An 8,247-nucleotide genomic window follows, 5' to 3' on the forward strand; every position below is an offset into this window, starting at 1 on the left:
CATGGAGATACGAATCATTTGTAAACCATTTCATCCATACATTTTTAATCATAATATAGCAACGGAACGCGTGTCAATTACATTCAAAACATGCAATTCTTATGAGTGATTTTTGTCACAAATTAGACACATTTTTAACAAATCATTCATAATTGTCTTTATTTTCATTAAAATTAACCGGTTTTTCGTTTGTCAGGTTAAAATAATACTTAATATTGTCACAAATGCGTTTAGATGCTTTTCCATCACCATAAGGATTAGCTGTTTCACTCATTTGTTGATAACGTGCTTTATCCGTTAATAATAATTCTGCTTCTCTATACACATCTTCTTCATTCGTCCCTGTCAATTTCAAAGTACCCGCTTCTACACCTTCAGGTCTTTCTGTCGTATCTCTTAATACCAATACAGGTTTACCTAATGATGGCGCTTCTTCTTGGATACCGCCTGAATCTGTCAAAATCAAATAAGACTGATGTGCAAAATTATGAAAATCCACAACATCTAAAGGTTCTATCAATTCAATACGCTCGTGATTGCTAAGATATTGCTCTGCAATCTCACGCACTTTAGGATTCTTATGCATCGGATAGACCAGTACTACATCTTCATGTGCTTCTACTAATCTGCGTGCTGCACTGAAAATGTGTGCCATGGGTTCACCTAAATTTTCTCTTCGATGTGCTGTCAGCAATATAACACGTTTGCCTTCATGACGTTTCATTACTTCTGAATGATAATCATCTCTAATAGTCGTGTTCATGGCGTCAATGGCAGTATTGCCTGTAATTACAATTGTGGAGCTTGGTATGTTTTCTTTCAATAGATTCGCCTTCGCTTGTTTTGTCGGCGCAAAATGAATATCAGCTAAGCAACTGATTATTTGACGATTCATCTCTTCAGGATACGGTGAATACTTATTCCAAGTTCTTAATCCAGCTTCTACATGACCGATAGCAACTTGATTGTAAAATGCTGCTAAACCACTGGCAAATGCGGTCATCGTATCTCCATGGACTAAAATCATATCCGGTTTTTCCTGTTGAATAACCGCTTCCAATCCTTTTAAGACTCTAGAAGTAATATCAGATAACGTCTGCCCTGCTTTCATAATATTCAAATCATAATCAGGTTGAATATCGAACGTTTCCAACACAGCATCAAGCATTTCTCTATGTTGAGCCGTAACGACAACAACAGGTTCTAACGTTTCTTCTTGTTTTAACTGATTGACTAACGGTGCCATTTTAATTGCTTCAGGTCGTGTGCCGAAGATTGTCATTATTTTCTTCAAGTCAATGCCTCCTATACAGAGAAAGAGTATGCAATGTTATGGCATCACAGATTGAACATTCTGTTCAACTATGCTAAACAATTTGCATACTCTTATAACTATTTATCTCTTATTTCCATTTAAAGCATGCACATGGGTTAACATGTGTGACTGCTGAATTGTCTTATTTCGTACCGAATAAACGGTCTCCAGCATCACCTAAACCTGGGATGATATATGCTTTATCATTCAGTTTTTCATCAAGTGCAGCGATATAAATATCTACATCTGGATGTGCTTCTTGAAGTAATTCCACACCTTCAGGCGCAGCAATTAAGCACATGAAGCGAATATGTTTCGCACCACGATTTTTCAATGAGTTGATAGCTTCAATTGCTGAAGCACCTGTTGCTAACATTGGATCTACCACAATAATTTGTCTTTCCTCAATGTCTTGAGGCAATTTAACAAAGTATTCGACTGCTTCCAATGTTTCTGGGTCACGGTATAAACCGACATGTCCAACACGCGCTGCTGGAATTAAGCTCAAGACACCTTGAGTCATACCTAAGCCAGCTCTAAGAATCGGTACAAAAGCTAACTTTTTACCAGATAGTCTTTTTGCTACCGTTTTAGTTACGGGTGTTTCAATTTCAACATCTTGAAGTTCCAAATCTCTTGTCACTTCATATGCCATTAACATACCGACTTCGTCTACTAATTCTCTGAACTCTTTTGTTCCAGTGTGGACGTCACGGATGTAGCTCAATTTGTGTTGAATTAACGGATGATCAAATACATGTACTTTTCCCATAAAGGAATAGCCTCCTAGTTCTCTTATTTATATAGTGGATGTTTTGAAGTCAAAGCTTGTACGCGTTCTGAAGCTTCTTTTAACTTCGCTTCATCTTTAGGATTTTGAACAACTAGGCTGATGATTTTACCTACTTCTTCAAAGTCTTTTTCATCGAATCCACGTGTTGTCGCAGCTGGCGTACCTAAACGTAAACCACTTGTTACGAATGGTTTTTCTTGGTCAAATGGAATTGTGTTTTTGTTACAAGTAATGCCCACTTCATCTAATGCTTCTTCCGCTTCTTTACCTGTAATACCAAATGAACCTTTTACATCAACCGCTACTAAGTGGTTTTCTGTACCGCCAGAGACAACTCTGAAGCCTTCATTGATTAACGTATCAGCTAATGCTTTCGCATTTTTGATGACTTGTTCTTGATAAACTTTGAACTCAGGTTGCAATGCTTCACCGAATGCTACTGCTTTCGCTGCAATAACATGTTCTAATGGTCCACCTTGAATACCTGGGAAAATTGTTTTATCAATTTGTTTCGCATATTCTTTCTTAGTAAGAATCATACCGCCACGAGGGCCTCTTAAAGTTTTATGCGTTGTAGTTGTCACAAAATCAGCATAGTCCACTGGGTTTTGGTGTAAACCAGCAGCTACTAAACCAGCAATATGTGCCATATCTACCATTAATTTAGCACCGACTTCATCAGCAATTTCTTTGAATTTCTTGAAGTCGATTTCTCTTGGGTAAGCTGATGCCCCCGCAACGATTAATTTAGGTTTGTTTTCTTTTGCAAGACGACGTACCTCTTCATAATCGATGCGTTCTGTTTCTTTATCTACACCGTATTCGACAAAGTTATAAAATTGTCCGCTGAAGTTGACTTTAGCACCATGTGTCAAGTGACCGCCATGGCTTAAGTTCATACCTAATACAGTGTCACCGTAATCTAATGCAACTAAATAAACTGCCATATTTGCTTGTGAACCTGAATGTGGTTGTACGTTAACGTGTTCTGCACCAAATAACTCTTTCGCGCGTTCAATTGCTAATGTTTCAGTTACATCTACAAATTGGCAACCGCCATAGTAACGGCGTCCTGGATAACCTTCAGCATACTTGTTAGTCAATACTGAACCTTGTGCTTCCATTACTGCTTCTGACACAAAGTTTTCTGATGCGATTAATTCAATGTTGTTATTCTGACGATTGTATTCGTTTTGAATAGCTTCAAATACTGCTTTGTCTTCCTTTTCGATAAATGACATGACATCATTCCCCCAATTCATTTAGTTATAAAGTATAGTGAGCACGTTCGCCGCCGATTAGCTTAGGTCTAGAAGTCGCAAGTGTTACGACCGCATCCCCAACACGCTTAACTGAAGTACGTACAGGTACTGCAACATGTTTAATATGCATGCCGATCATAGTTTGACCAATATCAATACCGCAATCAGCAGTGATATGTTCAACAACCATCGGATTATCTAAGTGACGATAAGCATATGTCGACATGCTGCCGCCAGCATGCGTTGCGGGCACAACTGTAACTTCTTCCATTGTAAGTGGATTGAAATGTTCTCTTTCGATAGTAATTGCCCTATTGATATGCTCACAACCTTGAAATGCGAAAGTGACACCCGTCTCTTTACGAATTTCCATTAAAGCATCAAAGATTTCATGCGCAACCTCCATTGAACCGACTGAGCCGATTCGCTCACCGATAACCTCAGATGTTGAACAACCAATAACACAAATTTCTCCAGGTTTGAAGAAATCTTGTTCTTTTAATTCATTAAGCAATAACTTCAAATTTTCCATTTAATTCCACCCCTTTGTAAACTCATCTTAAGCGAAAACAGAAAAGTCTTCACTTATGTAAGCAAACGATGCTATATAGTAGCTATTATAACGCATTTAAAGCTCAACTCATACTAATTCTTAACATCTTTTTCCAATCGCAACTTCACTTCGTTTAATAAGTAATTCAGTTCGTTATAAATCTGTTGATATTGATTTCGGTCACCACCATATGGATCTGAAACTTCACCATTTTGTCCCGCAAACTCATAAAGCGAATATACCGGTAATGTTTGCGCATACATCATTTCAATTTGCTGCTTATGACCTTCAGTCATTGTCAAAATCAAATCTGCATCTAAATCACTTTCAGACAACTGACATGCCTCTGTCGGCGCGTCTAAATTTTTCTCTTCTAAAATTGATTGCGTATGTGCAGCAGCTGGTTGTCCGTTCATCGCAAATAATCCTCTTGAATAAAAGGTATGTTCTGGCATTAGAGATTTCGCAATACTTTCAGCCATTGGACTGCGACACGTATTTCCCGTACAAACAAAGATTATTTTCACAGTTGATCCGCTCCTATTTGTTGGTTACCTGTTGCTTTTTCTAAACGGTTTAAGAAAGCTGTACTCTCATCCGTAGGTTCAAAACGATAAATATAACCTTGTTCAATAGATGTATCTGTATCAAGCTCATGCAGGATTTGATATAGCATATGATTCGCAGATTTTAAATCAGTGACATCCTGTGCAAGTTCACGATAAATGGCATCTTTTGGCAAGTATGCTTTTAATGTCGCAGGTACCGCAAACAATGTGTGTGACCAATCTTTATCCTCTGAAATGGCTTGTGTTAAATCTGTCAGCATAGCTACAGGTGTTTGTGGTGAATAATGTTTATATTTCATACCTGGCGCAATCGGCTTTTCTGGATTAAGTTGCGCATTATGATCTACAGAACCTGGCAATACAGACTCAATCATTTCTTCTGTTATCGCACCTGGTCTCGCGATTCTATAAGGATATTGTGTACAGTCAAGCACTGTACTTTCTAAACCTTCTTCACTTTGATCACCGTTTACTATACCTTCTACCCGTCCATCCATATCATTAAAGACATGTGTGAAAGTTGTAGGTGAAGGTCTGCCGCTGATATTAGCACTCGGTGCAGCAATTGGCAGATTTGTATGTTTCAAAATAGCACGACCAATAGGATGGCTCGGCATTCTTACTGCGATAGAATCAAGTCCTCCAGACACCCGGTCACATAAGTAGCCTGATTTCAGCGGTAGAATAAAAGAAATCGGTCCTGGCCAAAAGGCATCCATCAATCGCTCCACTTCTTTTGAATAGGAAGCAACAAAATCATCTAATTGATTTTTATCATGAATATGAATGATTAAAGGATTATCAGATGGACGTCCCTTCGCTTCATAAATACGACGTACGGCTTGGTCATCGCATGCGTTAGCGCCTAATCCATAAACCGTTTCTGTAGGGATGGCGACTAAACCGCCTGCATGATAAATCTCACTGATTTCTGTTAATGCACGTTGACCTTGTTCTGTATGTAATTGGTTACGTAAATCCCATGTTTTTGTCATCATTTTCGCTGCACGTCCTTTCAATTTAATTGTAAAACAAAATAAGAAGTTATGCGAGAACAGGGAATGTGTGATTCCCCTTCTTCTCCCATAACTTCTCATCCTCTGTTTAAGCTGACCATTTAAATGCGACAATTCGATCATTTTGGTTTATATCAGCGATGACATCCACTTGTATCTTCGGATACATTGTTTCAATCATCTTTTTTAAGACTGCCCCTTGGTTATAACCGATTTCAAAGACAACAAGTGCTTGGTCATTTAAAGCGTGCGGCAACTTTTCAATGATTGCACGATAAACAGCTAAGCCTTGTTCTTCTGCGAATAAAGCTTGATGCGGCTCATAATCCAAAACTGTATCGGCCATATCGATTGATTCACTTTCATCAATATAAGGTGGATTAGAAATCAAACCATCTAAACGAATCCCTTGTTCAATGTAAGGTTCTAAATCACTGCCTTGAACAAAAGTTATTTCTGTTTGATGCTTCTTCGCATTAGCTTCCGCAATCGTTAACGGCCCTTCATACAAATCTGACGCATATACTGTCAAACTCGGTTCTAAACGCTTTAATGAAACAGCTAAGATACCGCTTCCTGTCCCGATATCTGCTACCACACTCTGTTTAGGCAAACGTTCTAAAAAGTACATCAGCACTTCTTCCGTTTCAGGTCTCGGAATCAAGCAACGTTCATCTACCTCGAACTTTTCACCTAAGAAACTTTGAAAGCCAGTGATATATTGAATCGGTTCCCCTGTCAACATGCGTTCAACTGCTTGTTGATATAACCGTTCATGTTCTTCTGGCATAGTATCTTGCATATGCAGCACATAATCTGTCAACGACCAATCTAATAAATCCAATAACAGCCATTCAGCACGTTTTGGTTCATAACCTTTTACTGTTGCTTGTTTTGAGGCAGCTTGAACTGCTTCTTTATAACTCAACGTTATTCAATTCTTTCAATTTCTCTGTTTGTTCTGACATAGTTAACGCATCGATAATTTCATCTAATTTACCTTCAATGATTTGATCTAATTTTTGAATCGTTAAACCAATGCGGTGATCAGTGACACGATTTTGCGGATAGTTATACGTACGAATACGTTCTGAACGATCCCCTGTACCCACTGCTGATTTTCTTTCAGATGCGTATTTTTCTTGTTCTTCTTGTAATTTCATATCATATACACGTGCTTTCAACACTTTTAATGCTTTTTCACGGTTTTGAATTTGTGATTTTTCAGATGATGTCGCAATAATACCTGTAGGTAAATGCGTAATACGTACTGCTGAGTCAGTTGTATTGACGTGCTGACCACCTGAACCACTTGAACGATATGTTTCAATTTTCAAGTCTTCATTTCTGATTTCAATTTCTACATCTTCTGCTTCTGGAAGTACCGCTACAGTTGCAGTAGATGTATGAATACGACCACCTGATTCAGTTTCAGGTACACGTTGTACACGGTGTGCACCATTTTCATATTTCAATTTAGAATAAGCGCCTTGCCCATTAATAATAAAACTGATTTCTTTGAAACCGCCATGGTCACTGTCATTCATTTCAATGACTTCAGTTTTATAACCTAATGCCTCACTATAACGTGAATACATACGGTATAAATCACCCGCAAAGATAGCTGCCTCATCTCCGCCTGCTGCAGCACGAATTTCGACAACAACGTTTTTGTCGTCATTTGGATCTTTAGGAATCAACAATAATTTTAATTGTTCTTCTAAATCAGGTAATGTATTTTTTAATTCGCTGATATCTGATTTCAACATATCGACTTCTTCTTTGTCTGTTGTTTCATTCAGCATTTCATTCATTTCTTCAATGTCTTCTTTATTTTGTTTATACTCGCGATAAACATCTACTGTTTTTTGTAAATCAGATTGTTCTTTTGAGTATTCACGCAGTTTATCAGAATCACTGACCACATCTGGATCACTCAGTAATTCATTCAACTGTTCATAACGTTCTTCAACAATGTCTAATTGATCAAACATGATTATAATTCCTCCTTCTCAGTCTCACTTGGTGCAACAATATGATGTGCACGACATCTCGGTTCATAGCTTTCATCTGCACCGACCATAATAATCGGGTCATCTGCTTTAGCAGGTCTGCCATTAATCAAACGTTGTGTTCTGCTGGCAGGTGCACCACAGACCGCACATACAGCTTGCAGTTTTGTGACAAGTTCACTGACTGCCATAAGTTGCGGCATCGGTTCAAAAGGCTCTCCTCTGAAATCCATATCCAATCCAGCAACAATCACACGATGACCTTGTTCAGCCAACTCTTGTGCAATATCTACTACTGAATGTTCAAAGAATTGGACTTCATCAATCCCGATGACATCTACCCCTGTTAAATCCTGTTCAAAGATTTCTTCAGCTGCTTTAATTGTAATGGCTTCTATCGCATTACCATTATGCGATACCACTTTCTCTTTATGGTAACGATTATCTATTGCAGGTTTAAATACAACGACTTTCTGTTTTGCATACATGCCGCGTTTTAATCTGCGGATAAGTTCTTCAGATTTACCGCTGAACATGCTGCCGGTAATACATTCAATCCAGCCGGAATGATAAGTTTCATACATTATGCTTTTCCTTCCTTTTCAAAACAAAATCATCTCATTATATCATATTTTTAATTTTGACAGAGAAATAACTCAAAGAAAATCCGAATAAATTCGGACAAAAAAGCAAAAAAACTCTCGCTTCAAAAGCGAGAGTAAAATAC

9 protein-coding genes are annotated in these 8,247 nt (G+C 38.1%); all 9 read right to left on the reverse strand.

Going from position 1 to position 8,247, the window contains the following annotated elements; genetic code table 11:
• Positions 1-142: 142 nt before the first annotated feature.
• The 9 genes from wecB to BU038_RS11055 all read right to left on the reverse strand — a co-directional run bounded on the left by wecB (position 143) and on the right by BU038_RS11055 (position 8,104).
• Positions 143-1,294: a non-hydrolyzing UDP-N-acetylglucosamine 2-epimerase gene (wecB, locus tag BU038_RS11015; RefSeq protein WP_107606076.1), complete on the reverse strand. Its 1,152-nt coding sequence runs from the start codon at positions 1,292-1,294 to the stop codon at positions 143-145.
• A gap of 163 nt (positions 1,295-1,457) precedes the next feature.
• Positions 1,458-2,087: a uracil phosphoribosyltransferase gene (gene upp, locus BU038_RS11020; RefSeq protein ID WP_002481792.1), complete on the reverse strand. Its 630-nt coding sequence runs from the start codon at positions 2,085-2,087 to the stop codon at positions 1,458-1,460.
• A gap of 23 nt (positions 2,088-2,110) precedes the next feature.
• Positions 2,111-3,349, reverse strand: a complete 1,239-nt coding sequence (gene glyA / locus BU038_RS11025) for a serine hydroxymethyltransferase (RefSeq protein ID WP_002481793.1) — start codon at positions 3,347-3,349, stop codon at positions 2,111-2,113.
• A gap of 25 nt (positions 3,350-3,374) precedes the next feature.
• Positions 3,375-3,902: a TIGR01440 family protein gene (locus BU038_RS11030; protein WP_107606077.1), complete on the reverse strand. Its 528-nt coding sequence runs from the start codon at positions 3,900-3,902 to the stop codon at positions 3,375-3,377.
• 113 nt (positions 3,903-4,015) lie between these two features.
• On the reverse strand, positions 4,016-4,450 hold the full coding sequence (locus BU038_RS11035; protein ID WP_107606078.1) for a low molecular weight protein arginine phosphatase: 435 nt from the start codon (positions 4,448-4,450) through the stop codon (positions 4,016-4,018).
• Complete coding sequence (locus tag BU038_RS11040; protein ID WP_107606079.1) at positions 4,447-5,490, reverse strand: L-threonylcarbamoyladenylate synthase; 1,044 nt, start codon at positions 5,488-5,490, stop codon at positions 4,447-4,449. The genes BU038_RS11035 and BU038_RS11040 overlap by 4 nt, the downstream gene beginning before the upstream one ends.
• Positions 5,491-5,596: 106 nt before the next feature.
• Positions 5,597-6,436, reverse strand: a complete 840-nt coding sequence (prmC, locus tag BU038_RS11045; RefSeq protein WP_107606080.1) for a peptide chain release factor N(5)-glutamine methyltransferase — start codon at positions 6,434-6,436, stop codon at positions 5,597-5,599.
• Complete coding sequence (gene prfA, locus BU038_RS11050) at positions 6,426-7,502, reverse strand: peptide chain release factor 1 (RefSeq protein ID WP_023016117.1); 1,077 nt, start codon at positions 7,500-7,502, stop codon at positions 6,426-6,428. The genes prmC and prfA overlap by 11 nt, the downstream gene beginning before the upstream one ends.
• Before the next feature lie 2 nt (positions 7,503-7,504).
• A complete protein-coding gene (locus tag BU038_RS11055) occupies positions 7,505-8,104 on the reverse strand; it encodes a thymidine kinase (RefSeq protein WP_002481799.1) in 600 nt (199 codons plus the stop codon).
• Positions 8,105-8,247 lie beyond the last annotated feature (143 nt).

It is taken from the genome of Staphylococcus simulans (assembly GCF_003043455.1).
GTDB classification, from domain to species: Bacteria; Bacillota; Bacilli; order Staphylococcales; family Staphylococcaceae; genus Staphylococcus; species Staphylococcus simulans_A.

Coding starts and splice junctions, on each gene's coding strand:
- upp (WP_002481792.1), bottom strand. CDS start 2,087: ATGGGAAAAGTACATGTATTTGATCATCCGTTAATTCAACACAAATTG.
- glyA (WP_002481793.1), bottom strand. CDS start 3,349: ATGTCATTTATCGAAAAGGAAGACAAAGCAGTATTTGAAGCTATTCAA.
- BU038_RS11030 (WP_107606077.1), bottom strand. CDS start 3,902: ATGGAAAATTTGAAGTTATTGCTTAATGAATTAAAAGAACAAGATTTC.
- BU038_RS11040 (WP_107606079.1), bottom strand. CDS start 5,490: ATGATGACAAAAACATGGGATTTACGTAACCAATTACATACAGAACAA.
- prfA (WP_023016117.1), bottom strand. CDS start 7,502: ATGTTTGATCAATTAGACATTGTTGAAGAACGTTATGAACAGTTGAAT.
- BU038_RS11055 (WP_002481799.1), bottom strand. CDS start 8,104: ATGTATGAAACTTATCATTCCGGCTGGATTGAATGTATTACCGGCAGC.